This window comes from Prosthecobacter sp. (assembly GCF_014879935.1).
Taxonomy (GTDB): Bacteria; Verrucomicrobiota; Verrucomicrobiia; order Verrucomicrobiales; family Verrucomicrobiaceae; genus Prosthecobacter.
On record NZ_JACSRD010000213.1, the window covers coordinates 32,195 to 54,381 of the forward strand.

Sequence of the window (22,187 nt, forward strand, 5' to 3'; positions counted from 1 at the left end):
TGAGGGTGGGAGGGATTGAGCACGGTCAGCGAGGCTGTGCAAGTGCTTGCAAGGCAGGGGATTGCGAGAGCACGGCGGCTTCAAGGAGTTCGGCACCGCGTCGCATGGCCTCGGCCAGCGGCATTTCGGCGGGCTTGATGGCGCAAAGCAGGTCAAAGCGGGTGCGGAGCTGGTCTTCGGCCTCGATGGCTCCGGCGAACGCGGCGACGGGTTTTCCGAGCGCCCTGGCCATGCCAGCCACACCCATCGGACCTTTGCCGTGCAGTGTCTGGGCGTCGAGACGGCCTTCACCCGTGATGACGAGGTCAGCCGCCGCGATCCGATCCTTCAAATGCACGAGATCGGCGATCAGATCGAATCCACTGGTGAGCCGGGCTTTGCAGAAGGTCATGAGGCCGAAACCCAGTCCACCAGCGGCTCCAGCGCCGGGAACATCACGATGGTTGATGCCGAGGTCCCGTTTCGCAATGTCAGCGAGGCGCAGGAGGCGGGACTCGAAGAAATCGCAGTCCGTGACGCCCTTCTGCGGGCCATAAACCCGCGTGCAGCCCTGCGGGCCGAGCAGCGGATTGTTCACATCACAAGCGACGAGAATTTCAGGAAGGTCGAGCTTGGTCGGCGGGACGATGCGGGACAGGCGGTCCATGTTTTGAATCTCAGGCTCCAGCGGGGAACCATCCGCATCGAGAAACCGAAACCCCAGGACGTGGGCCATGCCGATGCCGCCATCGTTCGTGGCGCTGCCGCCGATGCCGATGACGATGCGACTGACACCCCTGTTGATGGCGTCCTGCATCATCCAGCCGGTGCCGCCGGTGGTGGCGGTGGCAGGATCGAGCGGAAGATCGCTGACCATTGCTAGGCCGGAGGCGGCGCTCATTTCCATGACGGCTTCGAGCGTGCCGCCATCCCGCACCAGGCCGTAACGGGCCACGGCGGGCCGCTTGCGGGCGTCGCTGGTGGGAACGCTGCACCACTCGCCACGGAGCGCGGCAATGACGGCCTCCGCCGTGCCTTCGCCACCGTCGGCGATGGGGCAGGAATCGCATTCCACGCCGGGAAGCGCCTGTTTCAGGGCAGATTCGATGGCCTGGGCGGCGGCGGTGGCGGCAATGGAGCCCTTGAACTTGTCGATGGCGACGAGGATGCGCATGGAACCGCCGATGATGGCGAGGTGGCACCGGCTGCCAAGGCGCGGTGTGTTCTGAATCGGCAGTGGTGGGCCGTCCTCACACATCGGCGGGGAAGGGCCCGGGCCGAGCCTTGGAAATCGGGCAAAAAGCAGGGCCAGAACAGGCCGGGAGATTGTCAGGAAGTTGTAATTTGGCGTTGCTTGGCAGCTGATGATCCGCCTATATTTACCATAGTTTGTAAAATTTATGTCTTTTGTGGCTTTGGCAGACACCAGTCCTCCTCTGGTTCAAGCAAGGCAGGAGCGCGTTTCATACGACACTCCTGCCGAGGCGCTGCCGCGTGCCGACAAGTTCGAGCAAGAGCAGATGGAGCTGAACCTCCGCAATGCCCGAATGGGGGCGTGGTTCGTGATGGTCCTGGTGCCGCTGTGCAATTTCCTCGACTGGATGGCCTACCCGGAGCGGGGCTGGGAATTCCTCGTTCTGCGGGTGGCCTGCGCCGCGAGTTGCGTGCCCCTGCTGCTGGCGCTGAATGGCTCCCTGGGGCGGAAATACTGCCGCGCCTACCCGGTGGTGCTGCCGCTGCTGCCGGCGCTCATGATCTGCTTCATGATCTATCTCAGCGGTGATCCCGGCTCAGGCTACTACGCCGGGCTCACGCTGTGCATCGTGGCCACGTCCTTTGTGTTCCACTGGACCTTCCGGGAGATCGGTCTGACGCTCGGTCTGGTGGTGGTGGCCTATCTGGCCTCCACGCTGCCGAATTTGAAGGAGGCGGAAGATCCCCGCGCGCTAGGCATCTTCGTGAACAACACCGGTTTCATCCTGCTGAACTGCGTCGTGCTCTACTTCGGCAGCCGCCAGCATCACGCCATCCGCGTGCGCGAGTTCCGCAACCGCTGCAAGGTCGAGGACCAGCGCGAGGAGCTGTCCGCACGCAACGAGGAGCTCACCGCCACGCTGAAGCGCCTTCGCGAGACCGAGGCGCAGCTCGATCAGAGCGAAAAGCTCGCCTCCATCGGCCGTCTCAGCGCAGGGATCGTCCACGAGATCAACAATCCGCTGAACTACGTGAAGTCGGCCATCTACCTGCTCAAGAAGAAGAGCCGCCACCTGCCGCCGGAGATGGCGGAAAGCTTTGAGAGCATCGCTGCCGACATCGGCGAGGGCATCGACCGCGTGGCCGCCATCGTGTCCGACCTGCGCACCTTTGCCCATCCGGAAAACCGTGGCGCACGGCCGATCGATCTGCACGAAACCTCGCGCAAGGCCTTGCGCCTCCTGGCCAAGGAGATCCACGACCGTCAAGTCACGCTGGTGGATGAGATCCCGCCCGGGATCATCGCCCAGGGGGATGAAAACTACCTGATCCAGATCCTGCTCAACCTCGTCCAGAATAGCCTTGATGCCCTCGCCGGCCGTCCTGATCCCACGATCCTCATCAAGGCGCAGCCCACCGCCTCCGGCGTCGATTTGATCGTCCGCGACAACGGCAGCGGCATTCCCAAGGAGAACCTCTCGAAGATCTTCGATCCCTTTTTCACCACGAAGCAAGTCGGGCAGGGCATGGGCCTCGGCCTCAGCATTTGCTTCCGCCTCATCCAGCAGATGGGCGGCGAGGTGAAGATCGACACCGCCGAAGGCAGTCACACGCAGTTCACCCTCAGTCTCAGGAGGCCCGCCCATGCCTGAGATCGCCATGCCCACCCAGTTGAAGTCGCCTTATCACATCCTCTATGTGGATGACGAGGAAAAGGCGCTGCATTACTTCCGCGAGCTCTTCGGCGACGACTACATCGTCCACATCGCCACCAACGCGATGGATGGCTACCGCATCCTCCAGGAATACGGCACCCAGATCGGCCTGCTCCTCACCGACCAGCGCATGCCCGGCCCCAGCGGCGTCGAATTGATGGAGCACGCCCGCAAGCTCAATCCCAACCTCATCCGCATCCTCGTCACCGCCTACACCGATTATCAGGCCGCCGTGGACGCCGTGAATTCCGGCCGCTGCTTCCGCTACCTCCACAAGCCCTGGGACCCCGAGGAGCTCGAGGTCGTCATCAAGCACGCCCTCGACTACTACCACGCCCTCATCGAGCGCGAGCGACTCCTCGTCGAAAAGGCGGACACCGTCCGCCACATGCTGTCCTCCGACAAGATCTCCGGCCTCGGCATCCTCGCGGAAGGATTGAACCACCACCTCCGCAACGCCCTCACCGTCGTCCGCGCCTTCATTGACCTCGCCCCCATGAAGCTCATGGAGGAGATCGGCGGCGCCCGTCCGCGCGACATGTCCTTCTGGGGCGATGTGCAAAATCAGGCCCAGGGCCAGATCGACCGCATCCAGTCCCTCCTCGCCCGCCTGGCCGAAGCCTCCCACGCCAAGCAGCTCGATCGTGGCGACGAATGCACGCTCAACGCCGTGCTCGACGAGATGATCAACATGTTCGCCACCTCTCTCCAGGCCAAGAACCTGCACGTCGATGTCGAACTCGCCCCGGACATCCCCATCCTGCACGTCCAGGGCAGCCGTTTCCGGCAGATGTGGCGTCTCATCTTCATGGAGGAGATCACCCACCTCGCCGCCGGCGACAGCATCCAGATCAGCGCCCGCGTGAAACGCGACGCCGCCGGCCAGGACAACCTCGTCATTTACGTCCGCGACACCGGTGCCTGGGAGGGCACCGACAAGCCCGCGAATCTCTTCGATCCCTTCTACACCCGCAGCCGGAAGCCCGACGACTTCGGCGTGAACATGATGGCCTGCTACGTCACCATGCACCTCCACGGTGGCACCGCCGAAGCCCGCCACCTGGAGCCCCGCGGCCTTGAGCTCCGCCTCAGCATGCCGCTCGATCCCACCGTCCGTCCAAAGCAGGAGGAGGACTTCTTCCGCCAGCTTCTCCACCACGAGCAGCGCTGGAAACAGCGTGAGGAAGTCATGGCCGCCGCCTGATCGCAGCCCCGCTGTTCTCAGTTCTAGCCCGGGCTAAGCGGGGCTAAAGCCTCTTCGTGCATTGTTCACGCTGCGTGAGAAAAGCCCTTCACGCAGCGTGAACAACATACTCAAGCCCTCCATCGCGGACGAGGGCGTCCGCGCTCGTGTGCTTGGCATGAACATGAACTAATCAGATGAAAGGAACTGATCGGAAACGATGGGAGTTAACCGTAGCCGCAGGACAAGGCAGCGGCCGCGAGGTCGTGGCTGAAAGAAGTCCGAGGCAGACCCTCGACCACAGGAACACGAAGGGCCAGCGAGGCTCGGAACGGGCGACAAGCGTGCGAGCAAACGCGAAGTCCGAAGACCATCAAGACGTTCCGGGTAGAGACCCGTGGCACGAGGGGAAAGCTCATGTTCTTACCCAAGGAGGTCTGTCCGGCGAAGCCGGGCAGAAGTCAGCAGAGGCCATAGTAGTGAAGAGAGCCGCCGAAAGACGGCAGGAGCGAAGGGCCGAAGGAACGACTGCAAAGCGACCCGGGAGCCTGTGACCCGCGCAACACCCGCCCAAACGTCAGCCGACTTTAGCGCCGCAGGCGCGAAACCCGGCACGAACCCAAACCTCCCCGATGGTGCAGCCATCTCAAGCGGCGAGGAGAGCGGCACTGCGGAGATCATGCGACACCCAGGGAACAAGCCAGCAATGCAGGAGGCAGGAATGGAAGCAGCCGTCGAGGCGGGCAACAGGGAGGCGGCGCTGAGCGCAGTTGAGCGCAATGCGGGCGCCCCCGGCCCCGACGGCATCAGGACGCAAGAACCGAGGGGTCACCTCGCAAAACACGGAGCCGGGATCAAGGCCAAGCTGCTCAAGGGGAGCTACCCGCCCGGAGCTGCGCAGCGCAAAGGATCCCCAAGCCCAATGGCGGTATCCGGCCATTGAGCATCCCCAACGTGGTTGACCGCTTCGTGCAGCAGATGCTGCTGCAAGTGATGCAGCCGATGTTCGAGCCCCACTTCAGCGAGGGCAGCCACGGGTTCCGACCCGGACGCGGCGCGCATGGAGCCATCAAGGCCGCACAGAGGCAGGCACGGGAAGGGAGGGAGTGGGTGGTGGACATGGACATCACCGCGTTGTTGCCAGCATCATTGAAAAAGTCAGGCTGGCTGTCTCGCTGCGCTCGGCTCGACCGAGTGAGCCACGACATCCTCATGACGCAGGTCAGCCGCGTCGTGAGGGACAAACGGATGCGCCAGCTCATCGGGCGGTTCCTGCGCGCAGGGATCGTCCTGCCAGGAGGATGCAAAGTCAGCAGTGAAGAGGGCACGCCGCAAGGCGGGCCGCTGTCACCGCTGGCCAACATCTACCTGGACAAGCTCGACAGGAGATCGAACGCCGAGGATTGAAGCACGTCCGCTACGCCGACGACTGCAACATCTACGTGAGCAGCCAGCGTGCTGCGCAGCGGGTGCTGGAAGTCATCAGCCGGTGGATAGGCCGACATCACAAGCTGGAGGTCAATGCGGAGAAGAGCGGTGTAGGGAGAGTCCGGGAGCGCAAGTTCCTGGGCTTCATCCTCACCGCAGGCCATCGCGAGGTATAAAGACCAGGTGAGGGCGAAGTGGGATGCGCGGCAGTCACTGAGCAGCGCACAGTTGCGCGATCAATGGAGCAACTATCAACGCGGCTGGTGGGCCTACTACGGCCGGGCCGAGGAGCTGCGGAACATGGTGCAGTTGAGCGGCTGGATACGCCGCCACATGCGCAAGTGTTTTTGGCAACGCTGGCACAGCGCCAGCAGACGCCGTGCAGCCCTCGCCCGCCTGGGAATCCTAGCATCGCGAAGAGACGTTGCGCACAGCAGTCGCGGAGCCTGGTGCATGGGGAGGCACCTCGTGATGCAGGAAGCGCTGGGCAACCGCATACGGAGGCACGAAGGCCCCCCACTACTCTTCGCCCTTCGCCCTTCGCCCTCTGCCATTCGTCATTCGCTACGCATCCCCCGCCTTCGGCTCCCGCACCACGCGATCGACGCTGTGCTTGGTGATGATGTTGCCCTGGCTGTCGCGGTTCTTGATGGCGATGGAGTTGAAGGGGAACTTGATCTGGAGATTGCGCAGGTAGAGCGCGGGCTTCAGGTGCACCACGGCGCTGAAGGCGTTGCTCTCCTCCTCCGTCTCGTGGCGGATGAGATACAGCACCGTCGAGCCCGGCGTGCCCTTCGTCAGCACGTATTCCTTGTCGCGGGTGATGCCGCCCACGCGGAAGCGCTTCGCCATCACGCTGCCCTGGCGGCCGTCGCGATAGACCAGACTGTAAACGGCCTGGTCGTCCTTCTTGAACAGGCCGATGTACGGCGGGTTCTTGCCCACGAAGAACTTCTCCCCGGCCTTCGTCACGCTCATCGTGCCGTCCTTGGTGAAGAAGATCACGTCATCCAGCGGCGAGCACTTGCACACCGGTTCGCCCTCGCGCTTCAAGCCCGTGCCGGCAAAGCCGTCCTTGGCGTTGAGGTAAAGCGTCTCGTTCTGCATGATCACCTCCGCGGCGGCCACGCGTTCAAAGCTGCTCACCACCGTGCGCCGCTCGCGGCCGGGGCCGTAGGTCTTCTTCAGCTCCTCGAAATGCCGGATCGTGTACTTCGTCAGGGCTTTGAGGAATTTCTCCGCCTGGTCGATCTCCTCCTCCAGCTCCTTGATGTGGTTGTCCGCCTCGAAGCTGTTGAACTTCGAGATGCGCTTGATCTTGATCTCCGTCAGCCGCGCCACGTCGTCATCCGTCACCGGGCGTTTCAGTTGGTCCAGGAAAGGCTTCAGGCCCTTCCAGATTGCCGCCATCACCGCCTCCCAGGTCTCGCACTCCTCGATCTTCCGGTAGATCCGGTTCTCGATGAAAATCTTCTCCAGGCTGCTGAAGTGCCACTTCTCATTCAGCTCCCCCAGCAGGATCTCCAGCTCCTGGCCCAGGATCTTCTTGGTGTTCTCCGCGCTCGCCTTCAGCAGGTCGTTCACGTTCAGGAAGCGCGGCTTGTCGTCGTGGATCACCACCGCGTTCGGAGAAAGGCTCACCTCGCAGTCGGTGAAGGCATACAGCGCCTGGATCGTCTGCTCCACATCCGCTCCGGCCGGCAGTTGCACCACCAGCTCCACCTTCTCCGCCGTGTTGTCATCCACGCGGGCGATCTTGATCTTCCCTTTCTCGTTCGCCGCCACGATGCTGTCCATCAGGCCGCCCGTCGTCGTGCCAAAGGGGATCTCCGTGATGATCAGCGTGTTCTTCTTCGGCCCTTCCTCGATCTTCGCCCGCACGCGCACCCGGCCGCCGCGCAGGCCGCCGTTGTAATCCTTCGCGTCCATGATCCCGCCCGTGGCAAAGTCCGGCAGCAGGTCCACCTCCTCGCCCCGCAGCGCCGCGATGCTCGCATCGCACAGCTCGATGAAATTGTGCGGCAGAATGCGGCAGGACAGGCCCACCGCAATGCCTTCCACGCCCTGCGCCAGCAGCAGCGGGAACTTCACCGGCAGCGTCACCGGCTCCTTGTTGCGGCCGTCATAGCTCGCCACCCACTCCGTCACCTTCGGGCTATAGACCACGTCCAGGGCGAATTTCGACAGCCGCGCCTCGATGTATCGCGGCGCTGCCGCGTTGTCGCCCGTCAGCGTGTTCCCCCAGTTCCCCTGGGTGTCGATGAGCAGGTCCTTCTGGCCGATCTGCACCATTGCATCCCCGATCGAGGCATCCCCGTGCGGGTGATACTTCATCGTGTTCCCCACCACGTTCGCCACCTTGTTGTAACGGCCGTCCTCCAGCTCGTCCATCGAGTGCAAAATGCGGCGCTGCACGGGTTTGAGGCCGTCGTGGATGTGCGGCACCGCGCGTTCCAGGATCACATAGCTCGCGTAATCCAGGAACCAGTCGCCATACAGGTCGTCCACCGGCTTGTGCTCCACCGGCGCGGCGGAGGGCAGGATGGGGGAGTTGTCTTCAGCAGAGGTTTTTTTGGAGGACTTTTTGGCCACGGCAGGAATCGGTTCAAAGGGGGAAAGGGCGGCGAGAATAGACGCTCAGGAGGCAGGCGCAAGGCTTCCGTGCCTCACGTTCCGGCCCTTCTCGCCTTCTGAGCCCCTCGGGCGTTTGTAGAATCGGACTCCCAGGGGAGGCCATAGGCCTCCATGATCTGCTAAACCCAATCAAGCCGCTTCCCGCCCTCAGTCAGCACCCTCCACCTCAAATCCCTTGGGATGCCTGTGTTCTGAAATCGTTCTACCCCCAATCTTTCTACCACCATTCTGTCTGCTGAAGCCCAGCCACCTCGGAACCGCTCGTGAGACGCTGATGTCAGAGATTGGATCGGGATTAGAGTCAGGTCAGCGGTTCGATGCTTCTGGGCTCCCGTCTTGCTGATGGCCGGGCTGTTCATTCCAGCCGCGCCTCACGCCAAATGCGGCTTTTTTGAACCCGATGGTAAAATGATGGCGGGTAAAATGATGTTCCCAATCATTTTACCCTTCATCATTCTACCCACTCCTCAGGTTCGTTCGATCATCATTCGCGTCACCATGATTTGTGATTTCCCACATACAAGATTCAAGGAGGCCCGCAGATTTCTTTTTCTCAGACAATCTGTGGGCCTCCCTGAATCGGTGGGAGAAAACCGAATTCATAAAAAGTGATGACGCGAGGCACAAATACGGAGTGAAGCTGCCGATGCTGATAGCCGGCAGTGGGCAAACAAGGCACGAATCGGCCCACCTACACCCTGGAATTCAGAGGCTGGACGATTTCGGGGGAATCGCCGACACTCGCGGCATGAACACCTTGGAAACCGATGTCGAAGTCAGCGCCGATGGCAGCTTGAAGTTGCTTTCGCCGCTGCCGGAATGGCTGAAGCCGGGGCGTGCCCATGTGCTGCTCTCGGTGCCGAATGGGGCCTCGCCCAAGCCGAAGCGCGTGATACCGACCGCCACGCCGGAGATGCTGGCCAAACGGACGGCGGCTTTTGAAGCCATTCGAGCGTTGGGTGGGCTGAAGGACGTGATTCCTGATCCGGTGGCTTGGCAGCGGGAGATGCGCGAGGACGTGGTGCTGAACGACCGCATCCATTTCCGTATCAAAGGCGACGCGGAGCGTTAAGTTAAGCTGGTCAGTAGAAACGTTCACCATACCCACTCTTGTTTTGAAGCGTGATACATTTATTGAGCTGATGATGGGACGCGGGCTTCGCTCCGATTTGGCGGAGCGCATTGCATCGCGCTTTTGTGATTGGGAGGCTCTGTGTGGTGCCGAGAGCGGGGAGTTAGCGAAACTGTTCGCTCCGCCAGAAATCGATGAGATCCAGCGGGCAAAGAGGCGGCGAGAAATTCCACGTGCGACAGTGAAACGTCTTATCACGGAGTGTGAGTTCAGGTGCTGCCTCTGCTGGAACATCGACAGCGACTCGGGAGTCCTAATCCACCATATCCGCTTCCACGCCACCGCCCCGGATGACCGTTTCGAAAACCTTGTTGTTCTCTGCGCTGATCACCACGACAAGGTCCATACCAAGCGGGAACTGACTCGGCACCCGTATCCACCGGAGCTTTTGCTCCGCCGGAAAGATGAGTTCGCCGCTGCGATCACGGCATTCAAAGCGGGCAAACGTGTCGCGCCTGGTCGGGAAAAAAACGCGGAGACTGGGATGCTGACGGCCCCACCTCTTCCATCTCCACACTTTGTCGGACGGGATGCCATAGCACGGGACATCGTAGAGGCATTGGAGTCAGAGAAAGGGCGGGCTGCCATCGTCGGTATGGGAGGTATCGGCAAGACTGCGCTCGCGCTGAAAGTCGCAGATGCATGTCGAGAGAAATTTCAAGGTGGTGTTCTGTGGGCTGAAGTCGCGACCGATTTCGGCGGAATGCCGGAGATGCTACGAGCTTGGATCAGGTCGCTTGGACATGATGTCTCCGGCATGGAAATCGACGAGCAGTTGGCGCTTTTTGGAGCCCTGTTAACGAAACGTTCAGCGACCAATGGACGCCTACTTCTTCTGATTGATGATGCCGGCGAACGCATCGTGAAAGACCTTGTCAAGCTCGCCTCGTATGTGCCGCCGGATGTATCAATTTTGATGACGACGCGGGAAGCGACCGTCGGCGCTGCTTTAGTAGCGAGCCAGTTTAATGTTGAACCGCTGGAGCGTGCGGACTGTCGTCAATTGCTGGAATCGCTGTCAGGCTCCGCACTCGTCCGGATGGAAGTGAGCGCCGTGGACAAGTTGCTTTCGCTGCTGGGCGATCTACCGCTCGCAGTAGAACTAGTGGCACGTCAGATTGCCATGCGGGAACGTAAACCGGAGTTCAGCATCGAAGGACTCTGCCGGCGGCTTGAGGAATTTGATTCCAAGATCCTCTCATTCCCTGGCCATCGCGGAATCGCGATGTCGTTTGCCTTAAGCTACGAGCACTTGGACCAAGACGAGCAAAGGGTCTTTCGTTCATTTGGTGTTTTCGCATTCGGCCCGCTCAACACGGTTAGCGTCGCTGCTATCGCCGCAGCGAGCGAAGATGCGATGGAGGAGACCCTGGATCGGCTTGTCGTAGTCTCCATGCTGAACTGGGGGGCTGGTGTAGGTGATTACCGGCTTCATCCTCTAATGCACAAATATGCAGAGTTCCTTTTCGGTCGCACCGACGAATCGGAGCAGAGTGCGACCCGCGTCCGTTTCTATCAGCAATACACTTCAACGGCAACGGCGGCGGCGAAAGACGCCCCTGGGAATCTCCAAGCAATCGACCGAATACTCCCCAATCTCACCAAGGCGATTCACTGCGCCGCCGCCAGCGGTGATTATTCCGCAGTCACCGAAACCGTGCTCGGACTCTGCGCCAATATGGGTTTCTTTATGTCGCGGAACCTTGACCGCGAAGCGATGCCTCTGCTGGAAGTGGCAATCAGCGCAGCGAAGCATCGTGGCGATCGGGATAGTGAATCCGCCTGCATTGGGCACCTCGGTTCTGCTTGCGCCCGGCTTGGCGTAATCAGAAAAGCGATTGGTCACTTCGAACAAGCCATCGCCATAGCCCGAACGACTGGCAATGCCTACGATCTCGCGAGCCACCTTCATAATCTCGGAAGCACTCTACTCAGCGAAGCCGCAGACATCCCGCGGGCGGAGCGATTGCTCCACGAAGCCCTCTTGATGGCTGGGCCTTCAATGAACGCAGACGTCGTAATTGGCAGTCTCAGCACACTTGGGACCCTTCACCGTGATGTAGGCAATCTAAAAGAAGCAGCTCGGCTTTATGAGAGAGCGCTGGAGGCAGCACGGCTTGCCGGAAACCGGCTTGCCGAGGGTAACAACTTGAGCAATCTCGGACTCATAACCGATCAACTTGGCAACTCCGAAGAGGGCGAACGAATGATCCGAGAGGCGCTGGCGATTGCCGTTGAAATCGACGACGTGCGTGGCGAAGGAAACCGAACTGGCCACCTCGGTGGAATTCTTTTTGCAAAAGCGTCACGTCTTCCTCCAGGGCCAGAGCGGTCAAAGATTCTTAATAGCGCTCGCGAGTTGCTCGCTACTGCGTTGCAGCTTGCTCAAGAAACGGGCGATGTGGAAAAAGCGGGTTCATGGGAGATGAATCTGGCCAACATCTGCATGCTAGAAGGGAGGTTCACTGAGGGAATCACCATGTATGAGGGGGTCTTGGACATGGCGAAGGCAAAAGGCTTTGCAAGATTGGAAGCGCAGGTTCGCTTCAATCTAGGATTGGCATTGGTCCCGATTGGAGAACCACAGGCGCGTGACGCACTTAATCACTTCCGCACATCAAGGGCCTTGCTCCGAAAAATGGGATCTCCGACGGCTGCCAAAGTCGAAACCTACATCAACCGTCTCACCGATTTGCTCGCGAAACCAAACTAAAATTAGTGCGCTCTAAATCAGCGCACCTTTGTTACGAACGGAAAGACGCGAGTAAATAGAGGATAGAGACGCATCGCTCACAGAACCTCGTCTAAGGCGGATAACAGGACGCTTTGCCTGAGACCAATTCAATGATCCGATCAGCACAGGCTAGAAAGCCCATTCTACGTCACTTGCGGATGCCGATCTTCTCCACGGGGATCGCTTCAAAGCCGAGCTTGAAGGCGGGGGAGTCCGCTTGAAGGCGGAAGTCGTCATGCTTCCAATCGACGAACTTGGGATCGGCGATGAGGCTGTGCGTGTCCCATCCTTCAGCTTGCCAGGAGGTCCATTCGTCAAGGGGTTCGCATTCGGTGAGGCGGACGGTGTCGATGAAGATCTGGCCTTTGGGCTCGTGGCAGTCGATGCGGAGCCAGAAGTGCTTCATCCAGGGTTTCCAGGCGGCTTCGTTTTCGCGGAGCATGCGGCCGGTGGCTTCGAACTCGGTCCACTCAGACGTGGCGGTGATGCTGGTGCTGCCGGCCTGCCAGTAGCCTTCGCCGTTTTTGAAGCTGGCGAAGGCGAGGCTGAGCTTCGCGGCGGGTTCGGTGGATCGGATGCGCAAACGCATGCGGTAGGCCGCGCCGGGCTTGATGGGGATGTCGGGGCCGTGGAAGACGGTCTTCGGATTGCCGGGATCGGTGCCGAGGGCGCAGTCGGCACGCAACGCGCCATCGGCGACGACGAGTTGCACGTCTTTGTTGGGGCGATGGTTGAAGCCCCAGCCTTTCGGGGTCTTGCCGGGCTCGGTGGTGTCGAAGGTTTCGGTGAGCAGCGGGGCTCCGGGCTTGTCGGGGCCGACTTTGTTCACGCCGGTGACGACGGGATGGCCGCCATTCCAGGCGAGGTTGTGATCGATGGTGTTCCACTTCGCGGTGGCGTGGCGGATGTCGCCATACTTCACGCCGGGAGTGTCGCTGAACAGGATGTTTCGCTGGAAGCTGTTGCCGCTCATCATGGTACCGTCGTCGCGGATGGCGTCCTCGGGATGCAAGTCCATGCCGCGCATGCTGGCCCAGGCGAGCTGGCCGGCGACAGATTCGTAGCCTTTGATCATGGTGTCCATGTGGCTAGTGTAGAAGCGCTGCTCCTTGGTCCAGCCGTGCAGATCGAACTGAAACTTCCCGCCGAGGGCGAAGATGTTGTTCTCCACGATGCAATCCCGCGAGTTGTGCATGTGGATGGGCGTGTGGGCGACGCGGAAGACGATGTTGCCGATGATGTCGATGCCGCCGGAGTTGTCGTCGGGGTAGAGGCCGAAGGTGAACCACGGATGCTTCAGCCCGCCAGCCTCCTGACCGCAGCCGATGACATCGTGGATCAAATTGTAGCGCCACTTGCTGCCGCGGCTGCTGATCCAGTCGCGTCCGCCGGTGTAGATCGCGCCGCCGTCCTGCGTCTCCAGACAGAGGTGGTGGAGGTGGTTGTATTCGACATACAGATTGTTCCCGCTCATCTGCACGCCCATGCGCGGGCCGTCGTGGATGTGGCAATGCCGCACGGCATTGTCCACGCCATACATGGCGACCCCGCAGGCGTTCTTGTTGAAGACGCCCATGTGATGGATGTGGCAATCCTCGACGGCATGACCGGGTCCGGTGAGCGTTTTGCGGTCGCCGCCGCTGAGGCTGACGCCATTGCTGCCGGTGAAACTGATGTCGCACTGCGAGACGCGGACGTTTTTGCCATCGCTCACACCGACGCCGCTGCCGTGGAAGGCTCCGACCTTGGTGATGACGCACTTTTCGACGAGGCAGTCCTCCGCTCGCTCGAAGACGATGGCGCTGCCGTGCGTGCCGGTGAGCGTGAGGCCGCGAATCGTGATGTGTTTGGCCCCTTCGATTTTGAAGAAGGCCTCGGTGAGGGGGAGGCGGATGTCCCGTAGATCGAAATTCCGATTTCGATCATCTTGGGACGCGAAATTGGAATTTCGCGCTACGTCCGGCCAGAAATACAGCACGCCGCGGTGCTTGTCGTAAAACCACTCGCCGGGGGCGTCGAGTTCTTCGAGGGCGTTTTGGAAGTGGTAGCGGTTGTGCGGGTGGAGGTCGTAGGAGCAGTCTTTTTTCAGCGTGAGCAATCGCGTTGCGGGATCGAGCGATGCGACGGGCTCAAGGAAGTTCCACCAGCCGTATTGCGCGAAGATATCCAGCTCCACGTCCTCAGGATGCGCCCACTGGCGAACGTCCTCGGGCTTCACGAAGAGGGTGCGTTTCCAAAGATGCCCCTCAGGCGCACCCGCAGGCGGAAACGGCGCGACGAAGGCCCAGCTGCCGTAGAGCGGGTTCTTCGCGTCGAAGTTCGGATAACGAGCGAGGATCTGGCGTTCGCCGTCGCAGAGGAGTTGTTTGGGGAGGAAGCCTTTCGGCAGCAGCTTGGAGACATCGGCTTTGACGATCTCCCCCGTGTGTTTTTCCCAGCCGGTGACTTTGGGGCCACCGATGAGGGTGCTGTGCGTGCCGGTGAAGGTGATGTTCGAATCGGTGGCCTCAAGCGTGAGGGGCGTGAGCAGCTCGGTGGTGCCTTCGGGGAAAAAGATTGTCGCTGGCGAGGCATCACCGGCTTTCCGCGCCTCACGCACCTGCTGGAGCGCCTGCGCGGGAGTGAGCGTGTCGGAAATGCGCACCTCCAGGGCAGGGGAGAGCGATGGCAGCAGGAGGATGGCGAGAAAAAGGCGACGCAGCATGAGTCGGGTGAGATAAGCGACGATCCCCAGCGGGCAAATGCCGCGTGTGGGCGGATTTTGGCGCTGCACACGCTTCTTGCCACCCGGGCCCTCCGCGCTACGCTCGCCCTCCTTTTTCCCCGAACATGAGCGCTGAAACCCCTGCCAAGAACTACAAGAACACCGTCCGCACCCCGAAGACCGACTTTCCGATGAAAGCCGATCTCGTGGCCCGCGAGCCGCAGCGCCTCGCGAAGTGGGAGGCCGGTGGCCTTTACCAGCGCATCATGAAGCAGATGGCGGGCAAGCCAAAGTTCATCCTGCATGACGGCCCGCCCTTCGCGAATGGCGACGTGCACATGGGCACCGCGCTGAACAAGGTGCTCAAAGACCTCATCGTGAAATCGAAGACGATGGCTGGCTTTCACGCGCCCTACATTCCCGGCTGGGACTGCCACGGGCTGCCCATCGAGTTCAAAGTGGTCAAAGAGGCCAAAGACCTCGCCCCGGCGGAGGTGCGCACGCGTTCCGAGGCCTACGCCCGCAAATTCATCGACATCCAGCGCCAGTCCTTCAAGCGCCTCGGCGTCTTCGGCGATTGGGAGAATCCGTATCTCACGCTCACCCCCGGCTACGAGGCCGACATCATGCGCACCTTCGCGAAGTTCCTCGAAAAGGGCCTCATCTACCGCGCGAAGCGCCCCGTGCTCTGGAGCTTCGGCGCTCAAACCGCCCTCGCTGAAGCGGAGGTCGAGTACAAGGAGAAAACCTCCCCCGCCGTGTATGTGAAGTTTGAAGTTCGTAGTTCGGGCTTCAGCCCGTCCGGTGCTTCCCTCGTCATCTGGACCACCACACCCTGGACCTTGCCTGCGAACCTCGGCATCGCCCTGCACCCAGACTTCAGCTACACCGCCGGCACCTTCACGCATGCCGATGGCCGCCAGGAGCAGCTCATCCTCGCAGACGCACGCATCGAGGCCTTCCAAAACGACACCGGCTTCAAGCTCGATGCCGCGCAGCCGACCACGAAGCTCAAAGGCCGCGATTTGAAAGGCAGCGAGGCGCAGCATCCCTTCCTGCCTCGCGCCTCGAAGATCATCAATGCCCTCTTCGTCACCGACGACACCGGCACCGGCGCCGTCCACATGGCGCCCGGCCACGGCACGGACGACTACATCGCCGGACGCGAGCACGGTTTGGACATCCTCTCGCCCGTCGATGACGCCGGCTGCTACACCGCCGAGTGCGGATTGCCCGACTTCGTCGGCAAGCACGTCTTCAAGAGCAACGAGGGCATCATCGAGCTGCTGCAAAGCAAAGGCGCGCTGCTCGGCAACACGCCCTACGTTCACCAGTATCCGCACTGCTGGCGCTCGAAGACGCCCATCATCTTCCGCGCGGTGGAGCAGTTCTTCATCCGCATCAGCGACTTCCGCGCCGATGCCCTCAAGGCCATCGACACCGTGAACTGGCTGCCCGCCTGGGGCCGCAATCGCATCCACGGCACCGTCGAGAGCCGTCCGGACTGGTGCATCAGCCGCCAGCGCACCTGGGGCGTGCCGCTGCCCGTTTTCTACGATGCCAACGGCCAGGCCATCATGGACGCCGCCATCTCGCACAAGGTCGCCGATGCCGTCGAGAAGCACGGCACGAACCTCTGGTTTGAAAAAGACGACGCCTTCTGGAGCGACCTCGTCGGCCTGCCCGCGGGCTCGAAGCGCTGCAAAGACACGCTCGATGTGTGGATCGACTCCGGCTCGTCCTCCGTCGCCGTTTTGGACCGTCATCCCGAGCTGCATTGCCCCGCCGATGTCTATATCGAGGGCACCGACCAGCATCGCGGCTGGTTCCAGAGCAGTCTCATGGTCAGCGTCGCCGTGCGCGGCGCTGCGCCGTACAAGACCGTCATCACCAACGGCTTCGTCGTCGATACCAGCGGCAAAAAGATCAGCAAAAGCGACCAGGGCAGCGACAAAGCCGCCAAGCCCATGACCGCCGACCACTACTACAACAAATACGGCGGCGACATGGTCCGCCTCTGGGCCGCCAGCGTCGATTACCAAAACGACGTCCCCTTCAGCGAAGAACTCTTCCAGCAAACCGGCGAGAGCTACCGCCGCATCCGCAACACCTTCCGCGTGCTGCTCGGAAACCTCCACGACGCCCCGTCAATCGGGTCAACACCGTCAACCGAGTCCCCGTCCTACACTCTCATCGACCGCTGGATCTTGGAGCGCCTTCACACCGTCACCACCGAGTGCCTCGCCGGTTATGCCGCCTACGACTTCCGCAAGGTCGTCTCCACCATCACCCAGTTCGTCTCCGGCGACCTCTCCGCGCTCTACATCGACATCACCAAGGACCGGATGTACTGCGACCCCGAGAACAGCCCCCGCCGCCGCGCCACCCAGGCCGCCATCCGCGAGATCACCGAGACGCTCGTGAAGCTCCTCGCCCCCATCCTCGCCTACACCGCCGACGAAACCTGGGAATTCCTCGGCCACACCGACAGCGTGCACCTGCAGCAGTTCCCGGATGTACGTAGTTCGGGCTTCAGCCCGTCTTCTGGCGAATCAGTCATCCCCATCGTCGAAGACCTCCTCAAAGCCCGCGCCGTCATCCAGCAGGCCATCGAGGCCGCGCGTCAGGCCAAGCAGATCGGCTCCAATCTCGAAGCCACCGTGAAGCTCACCCTTCCCGAGAAAGGCTTCACCCACGCCATCTTCAGCGACCTCCCCGCCCTCCAGGAATTCTTCATCCTCAGCGACCTCCACCTCACCCGCGGCCCCGACCTCGCCGCCACCGTCGAAGTCTGCACCAACTCCAAGTGCGAACGCTGCTGGCGCCTCCTCCCCGACGTCGGCACCCACGCCGACCACCCGACGCTGTGTGGAAGGTGCGCGGAAGCCCTGTAGGCGCATTCGCCAGAATGCGAGGGTTGGGTTTTTGGCCCGCAAATGACATGCGACAAGATTGTTTGGCTTGCCGCCGAGCAGTTCTTGTTCACCTGTCCGATGCCCCGAGCTTGATCAAATCTCAAAAGGTAGGATGGTGCGCCACTGACGCATCAGTCCCACGCCATGGTCTTCCAGGAATTGCCAGCATTCACCCACCAGGCAGAGGAGCATTTGCCGGATGATGAGCTGCTGCACCTCCAGCTTCATCTCATGGATCGTCCCGATGCTGGAGACGTGATTCCCAGCGGTCGCGGACTTCGCAAGATCCGCTGGCGGGGTTCAGGTCGTGGCAAACGCGGCGGCCTGCGCATCATCTATTACTGGGTGACAGAGGATGATGTGATCATTCTCGCCCGTTGCTATCCCAAGAACGAACAAGAGAATCTCTCCCCGAAAGAACTCAAAGACATCCTCCGCCAGATCAAGCCATGAAAAACTCCGAGCTAACCGCCATCCATGCTGAAATCGCCGCGCTCCGCAGCGGCAAAACAGCGCCTTCCCGTGCCTGGAAACTCGAAAAGCGGCCAGACGGCGGCGTGCGCCGAATCGCTTTAAAGCCCGAAGCCGTGCGCAAAGCCAACGCAGAAAAAGAAGCTCTCCGTCTGGCTCAGGACGCCCGCGCGGCGCTGAAAGTGACGCAGAAGGACTTTGCCGCGCTGCTGGGCATCAGCCTGCGGACACTCCACCAATGGGAACAAGGCCGCTGCAAGCCAACGGGTGCTGCTTTGACCTTGCTGCGTGTCGCCCGCGCAAACCCCAAGGCTGTGATGAAGGCAGCCTGCGCCTGAACTCTTGACGCACCTCAATCATCATGAAGACCGTCCCCATCCAGATCAACCTGCTTCGTCTCAAAGACGGCTCCCGCCTCCTCCGCCTCAGCGAGCCTGAAACCGGCCTGGCACTGGAACGCGTTCTCAACCCGAGCCGTCCGGTGCTCCGCCAGAAACAACAGCTCAAAGCCTTGTTTGAGCCCATGATTCAAGGAGCCGATGCCTTGGTGGCTGCATGAAGCTATTTCGTTCCAGCACCCGCGCCCCCGACCTCGCCGCCACCGTCGAAGTCTGCACCCATCCCAAGTGCGAACGCTGCTGGCGCCTCCTCCCCGACGTCGGCACCCACGCCGCCCACCCGACCCTCTGCGGCCGCTGCGCAGAGGCGGTGGATTCGTGAATCCTGTAGTGCGTCAGGAGTCATCCGAATTTGAATACAAACGAAAAAGGACAGTCGTTCGAAAAGGCGGTCGAGAATGCCCTCGTCGCTGTTTATGGCTCATCGTCACTCAATGAGTTCGTTACGATTGAACACAATGTAACCGAAATTGGGCGGTCTGGGCAGGGGCATCAGATTGACATACGCATTCGGATTCGGGCAGGCATTGTTGAACTCAAGCTTCTTTGCGAGTGCAAATGTTATGAGGGGCGAGTTCCTCTTACCGATGTGCTCGCTTTGAAGTCGCGAATCGATGATTGTCGCGCGGCAGGGGGGATTCTGATTACAAATAAAGGGTTCCAAAAGGGTGCTAACATCTTCGCAAAACAGAATGGAATTACACTGCTTACCCTGAAAGGGCAGCATATCGTTTCATGGGGCGGGAGCGCGCGGGTGCGAAACAACCGAGCGGTTTGGACAGTTGTATCAAATCTAGCAACACTCTGGCCCTACCCTCTACCTTCCGGTGTCGAGTTGTCCTTGGTTCGGCACTGTTGGAACTGGCGGGAAAAGGTTTTTTCCCTGTTCTCAGATTGGGTGGATGCAGTTGAGTTCAAATGGAATGGAATTTCAATTCAGTTTCAAAGCAGCGACTTCAGTTTAGATGGAGATCCAGTCGAATTCTCTGGGCAGCAACATACGTGCTTTGCGAACGAACAAGGTTTCACTATGCCAGCAGCTACTGTTAAGAAGGTGCTCATTTGGAGAGCCATGATGTGTAGCGCATCATGTGAATGATCCGTAAACGGGTCGGAGGACAACTAGCTGACCCAATCCTTTCCGCTCTCTAATCGCGTCCCAAGCCCCTCCGAAGCCCGTGACCCGCGAAGGCAGGCACCCCGGCCCAACGATCTCCCGGCGGGGGCCTTTCCGCCGCCCTGCAGCGTGAACGGACGGCTTCGAACCGCTCATAGGACGCTGATTTGACGCTCATCCCAAGCCTCTCGTAATCCCAGCCATAGACTACCTCGGAACACACGGAAGACACAGAAAGAGGCCAGACAGTGAGTTCACCCACCTGAGCCCATCGTTTCAGCCTGACCTCGGAGGAATCAGAAGGATCCCAATCCAGGTTTTCCCACAGATTCAAGGAGGCCCACAGATTTCTTGTTCAGTCAATCTGTGGGCCTCCCCGAATCTGTGGGAGATCATTCAGGCTTCATCTTGTTTCCACGGCAGATCGCCAGTCTCGAAGGCGGCTAAGAATGTCTGAGCCTCTTCCGTGAATTCCGTGTCTTCCGTGGTCAATCACCGGTTCCCGTTTCTTTGCGCCTTGGCGTGAGACCCTTCTGGATCAAGGCGTCACGCAGACGAATCCACCCAAGACGGTGAAATCTCGGGAGTTCGTGGTGAGGATCGACGTCACAGCGGCTTCGCGGAAGGTGGAGGCCAGCAAGGTATCGAGAATGCGCTTTCGCCCGAGGCGATGCTGCCGCATCCAGACGAAAAAAGTGCTCATGGAGAACGCATCGGCACCGATTTGATCCACCTCCGGTGATTCCCACCAGATTTCCGCCCGTTCCAGCGCCGCCTCCATCGCCAGCGGTTGGGAAAAGCGCTTCGGGTCCGTCACCACATGCACGAACTCCGCCAAGACCTGCGGAGCGAGCGCAAAGCGGTCTCCCGCAGCCCTGAATTGCTGAAACCTCAGCCGCGCCGCCGCATGATCCGCATGCTCAGCCACCTCGGCAGCCACCAGAAAGCCTGTATCAATCCCGTGAATCATGGAGCATCTCCTCCAGCAGATCGTCCTCGGTGCTCAACGGTTTCAACACCTTGCCCAGCTTCAAGGGCGGCAAGTCGAGAGCGCTGCGCTGCTGCTTGGCCTTCCGGACCCGCAGCGAGTGAACGAGCCGCTCCAAATAGGAAAGCTCGTCCGCCGCGAGATGCGGGACAGCCAGTTCAATTTCTGCCAGAGTGCTCATGGGAGAAGCCTATGCCTTCAAGAGAAGCCGGCAAGCCTTCGTTTCATCTCGTGAAGCTGCGATCAACAGCACAGCTCCGCCTGGAAGTGCTGCGAATAGACGACCTTCATGCCGCAAGAGCCTTGGCTGCCGCGAAGACATCCTCATGACTCAATCCACGCTCCAGGCCGGCCTTGAACGCCTCAAAGCGTCGTTCCACCTCGGTGGCGATGGTGGCATCGTTCTCCCACTGCGCCGGCAAATCGGCATCCACCGTTTCCCAGATGATCTCCGCGAGGAATCGCCGTTCCTCGGCAGGCAGGCGAGCAGCTTGAGCGAAAAGTTCTTGGGTGACCATGATGCTGGAGGTTAGCGGATCGGCGCCGGAATGCCTAGCGCGGATTAGCCGCTTGCGAAACAAGCCAAATGTCCGCATCATTCCCGCCATGACGACCACCCACATCCGCGAGCAGATCGACGCGATGTCCGACGAGGACCGTTTCTTTGCCTCTGCCTACCTCCAGCATCTCAGCAACGAGGCAGACCCGCAGCACAAGGCAGCCCTGGCCGCCCGGATGACGCGCATGGACGAGGGACACAAGTTCACCCTCGACCAGCTCGTGGACGTGCATCAGGAACTTGAGCGTCAGGGGCTGTGAGCCATGCCCGCCGATCCCAAGCTCGTGCTCGATGAATCGGTGATGCGCTATGCGCTCGCCGCACCGCCGAAACTGCGCAGCCGCCTCGTGGCCCACCTGGAACAGCTCCAGCGATCCCCCGCCGAGCCACCTGACTTTCGCGAGCAAGATGCCACCGGCCGATGGCTGAACGTCAAAGCCCTGCGCCCCTTCCTGATCACCTACTGGCTCGATGGCCCCGTGAACGAACTCCGCATCGTGGACGTGCAAACCGTCCGCTGAAGCCCGTGACCCGCGAAGGCAGGCACCCCGGCCCACCGATCTCCCGGCGAGTGCCTTTCCGCCGCCCTGCCGCGTGAACGGACGGCTTCGAACCGCTCATAGGACGCTGATTTGACGCTCATCCCAAGCCTTGGGTAGGATCATTGAGGGTAGGATGATTTGAAGAGGTTCCGAACCTGAAAGCCAATCATCCTACCCACAATCATCCTACCAAGCCCGTCCGCAGCCTGGGCTCCGCGTGCTTGCGCCGCCAGGAAAGGCGATGGACAGGCACCGCTGGTCCACCTCACCCCGCTGGGGCTTCTGTTCTTTGACGCCTTCGAGCGCCCCCCTTCGGTGCCCTTCAAAAGGAGTCAGTCCACCATTGGGTGGATCGAATCCATCTTCGGGGAGATCGAATCCATCTTCGGGGAGATTGAATCCATCTTTGGGGAGATTGAATCCATCTTCGGGGAGATTGAATCCATCTTCGGGGAGATTGAATCCACCTTCGGGGAGATTGAATCCATCTTCGG

The 22,187-nt window shown here is 60.8% G+C and carries 21 protein-coding genes and 1 pseudogene; 16 read left to right on the forward strand and 6 right to left on the reverse strand.

Annotation, left to right across the window (positions count from 1 at the left end; genetic code table 11):
* Positions 1-25: 25 nt before the first annotated feature.
* On the reverse strand, positions 26-1,153 hold the full coding sequence (locus tag IAE77_RS24315; protein ID WP_294232316.1) for a glycerate kinase: 1,128 nt from the start codon (positions 1,151-1,153) through the stop codon (positions 26-28).
* Positions 1,154-1,379: 226 nt separating this feature from the next.
* Here IAE77_RS24315 and IAE77_RS24320 point away from each other — a divergent pair, with 226 nt between their 5' ends.
* The 5 genes and pseudogenes from IAE77_RS24320 to IAE77_RS30975 all read left to right on the forward strand — a co-directional run.
* Positions 1,380-2,825, forward strand: a complete 1,446-nt coding sequence (locus IAE77_RS24320; RefSeq protein WP_294232319.1) for an ATP-binding protein — start codon at positions 1,380-1,382, stop codon at positions 2,823-2,825.
* On the forward strand, positions 2,818-4,092 hold the full coding sequence (locus IAE77_RS24325) for a hybrid sensor histidine kinase/response regulator (RefSeq protein ID WP_294232321.1): 1,275 nt from the start codon (positions 2,818-2,820) through the stop codon (positions 4,090-4,092). Before IAE77_RS24320 ends, IAE77_RS24325 begins: the two co-directional genes overlap by 8 nt.
* A gap of 948 nt (positions 4,093-5,040) precedes the next feature.
* Entirely contained in the window at positions 5,041-5,478 is a 438-nt protein-coding gene (locus IAE77_RS24330) for a hypothetical protein (RefSeq protein ID WP_345781013.1), read from the forward strand.
* Positions 5,475-5,675, forward strand: coding sequence for a reverse transcriptase domain-containing protein (locus tag IAE77_RS24335; protein ID WP_294232323.1), 201 nt, complete (start codon positions 5,475-5,477; stop codon positions 5,673-5,675). Before IAE77_RS24330 ends, IAE77_RS24335 begins: the two co-directional genes overlap by 4 nt.
* A 7-nt stretch (positions 5,676-5,682) precedes the next feature.
* Positions 5,683-5,826: pseudogene (locus IAE77_RS30975) on the forward strand (RNA-directed DNA polymerase (Reverse transcriptase)); the annotation flags it as partial.
* 237 nt (positions 5,827-6,063) lie between these two features.
* On the opposite strand, the gene IAE77_RS24340 reads toward IAE77_RS30975, so the two are convergent.
* Positions 6,064-8,043 (reverse strand): DNA gyrase/topoisomerase IV subunit A, encoded by a 1,980-nt coding sequence (locus IAE77_RS24340; RefSeq protein ID WP_345781015.1) that lies wholly within the window; start codon positions 8,041-8,043, stop codon positions 6,064-6,066.
* Between the two features lie 432 nt (positions 8,044-8,475).
* Between IAE77_RS24340 and IAE77_RS24345 the strand changes: the two genes are divergently transcribed.
* The 3 genes from IAE77_RS24345 to IAE77_RS24355 all read left to right on the forward strand — a co-directional run bounded on the left by IAE77_RS24345 (position 8,476) and on the right by IAE77_RS24355 (position 11,978).
* On the forward strand, positions 8,476-8,745 hold the full coding sequence (locus tag IAE77_RS24345; protein WP_294232326.1) for a hypothetical protein: 270 nt from the start codon (positions 8,476-8,478) through the stop codon (positions 8,743-8,745).
* A 136-nt stretch (positions 8,746-8,881) separates the two neighbouring features.
* Positions 8,882-9,205, forward strand: a complete 324-nt coding sequence (locus tag IAE77_RS24350) for a hypothetical protein (protein ID WP_294232328.1) — start codon at positions 8,882-8,884, stop codon at positions 9,203-9,205.
* 43 nt (positions 9,206-9,248) lie between these two features.
* Positions 9,249-11,978, forward strand: a complete 2,730-nt coding sequence (locus IAE77_RS24355) for a tetratricopeptide repeat protein (RefSeq protein ID WP_294232330.1) — start codon at positions 9,249-9,251, stop codon at positions 11,976-11,978.
* Between the two features lie 169 nt (positions 11,979-12,147).
* Here the strand turns inward: IAE77_RS24355 and IAE77_RS24360 are convergent, their stop codons facing one another.
* The gene (locus IAE77_RS24360; RefSeq protein WP_294232332.1) at positions 12,148-14,703 is read right to left on the reverse strand and encodes a right-handed parallel beta-helix repeat-containing protein; all 2,556 of its coding nucleotides are present in this window, start codon (positions 14,701-14,703) and stop codon (positions 12,148-12,150) included.
* Between the two features lie 125 nt (positions 14,704-14,828).
* Here IAE77_RS24360 and ileS point away from each other — a divergent pair, with 125 nt between their 5' ends.
* From ileS to IAE77_RS24390, 6 genes are all read left to right on the forward strand, one after another.
* The gene (gene ileS, locus IAE77_RS24365) at positions 14,829-17,597 is read left to right on the forward strand and encodes an isoleucine--tRNA ligase (protein ID WP_294232334.1); all 2,769 of its coding nucleotides are present in this window, start codon (positions 14,829-14,831) and stop codon (positions 17,595-17,597) included.
* A 165-nt stretch (positions 17,598-17,762) separates the two neighbouring features.
* On the forward strand, positions 17,763-18,071 hold the full coding sequence (locus IAE77_RS24370; protein WP_294232336.1) for a type II toxin-antitoxin system RelE/ParE family toxin: 309 nt from the start codon (positions 17,763-17,765) through the stop codon (positions 18,069-18,071).
* Positions 18,068-18,427 (forward strand): helix-turn-helix domain-containing protein, encoded by a 360-nt coding sequence (locus tag IAE77_RS24375; protein WP_294232339.1) that lies wholly within the window; start codon positions 18,068-18,070, stop codon positions 18,425-18,427. Before IAE77_RS24370 ends, IAE77_RS24375 begins: the two co-directional genes overlap by 4 nt.
* 23 nt (positions 18,428-18,450) lie before the next feature.
* A complete protein-coding gene (locus IAE77_RS24380) occupies positions 18,451-18,648 on the forward strand; it encodes a hypothetical protein (protein ID WP_294232341.1) in 198 nt (65 codons plus the stop codon).
* Positions 18,645-18,809: a zinc finger domain-containing protein gene (locus IAE77_RS24385; protein WP_294232343.1), complete on the forward strand. Its 165-nt coding sequence runs from the start codon at positions 18,645-18,647 to the stop codon at positions 18,807-18,809. Before IAE77_RS24380 ends, IAE77_RS24385 begins: the two co-directional genes overlap by 4 nt.
* A gap of 30 nt (positions 18,810-18,839) precedes the next feature.
* Positions 18,840-19,586 carry a restriction endonuclease gene (locus tag IAE77_RS24390; RefSeq protein ID WP_294232345.1) on the forward strand — a complete coding sequence of 249 codons (747 nt, stop codon included), beginning with the start codon at positions 18,840-18,842 and terminating at the stop codon, positions 19,584-19,586.
* A gap of 556 nt (positions 19,587-20,142) precedes the next feature.
* Here the strand turns inward: IAE77_RS24390 and IAE77_RS24395 are convergent.
* From IAE77_RS24395 to IAE77_RS24405, 3 genes are all read right to left on the reverse strand, one after another.
* On the reverse strand, positions 20,143-20,574 hold the full coding sequence (locus tag IAE77_RS24395; protein WP_294232347.1) for a hypothetical protein: 432 nt from the start codon (positions 20,572-20,574) through the stop codon (positions 20,143-20,145).
* Entirely contained in the window at positions 20,558-20,773 is a 216-nt protein-coding gene (locus tag IAE77_RS24400) for a hypothetical protein (RefSeq protein WP_294232349.1), read from the reverse strand. The genes IAE77_RS24395 and IAE77_RS24400 overlap by 17 nt, the downstream gene beginning before the upstream one ends.
* Positions 20,774-20,879: 106 nt before the next feature.
* Positions 20,880-21,110 (reverse strand): addiction module protein, encoded by a 231-nt coding sequence (locus tag IAE77_RS24405; protein WP_294232351.1) that lies wholly within the window; start codon positions 21,108-21,110, stop codon positions 20,880-20,882.
* A gap of 88 nt (positions 21,111-21,198) precedes the next feature.
* On the opposite strand from IAE77_RS24405, the gene IAE77_RS24410 reads away from it, so the two are divergent.
* Together IAE77_RS24410 and IAE77_RS24415 are read left to right on the forward strand one after the other, a co-directional pair.
* On the forward strand, positions 21,199-21,411 hold the full coding sequence (locus IAE77_RS24410; RefSeq protein WP_294232353.1) for a hypothetical protein: 213 nt from the start codon (positions 21,199-21,201) through the stop codon (positions 21,409-21,411).
* Between the two features lie 3 nt (positions 21,412-21,414).
* Entirely contained in the window at positions 21,415-21,672 is a 258-nt protein-coding gene (locus IAE77_RS24415) for a hypothetical protein (RefSeq protein WP_294232355.1), read from the forward strand.
* Positions 21,673-22,187: the final 515 nt, after the last annotated feature.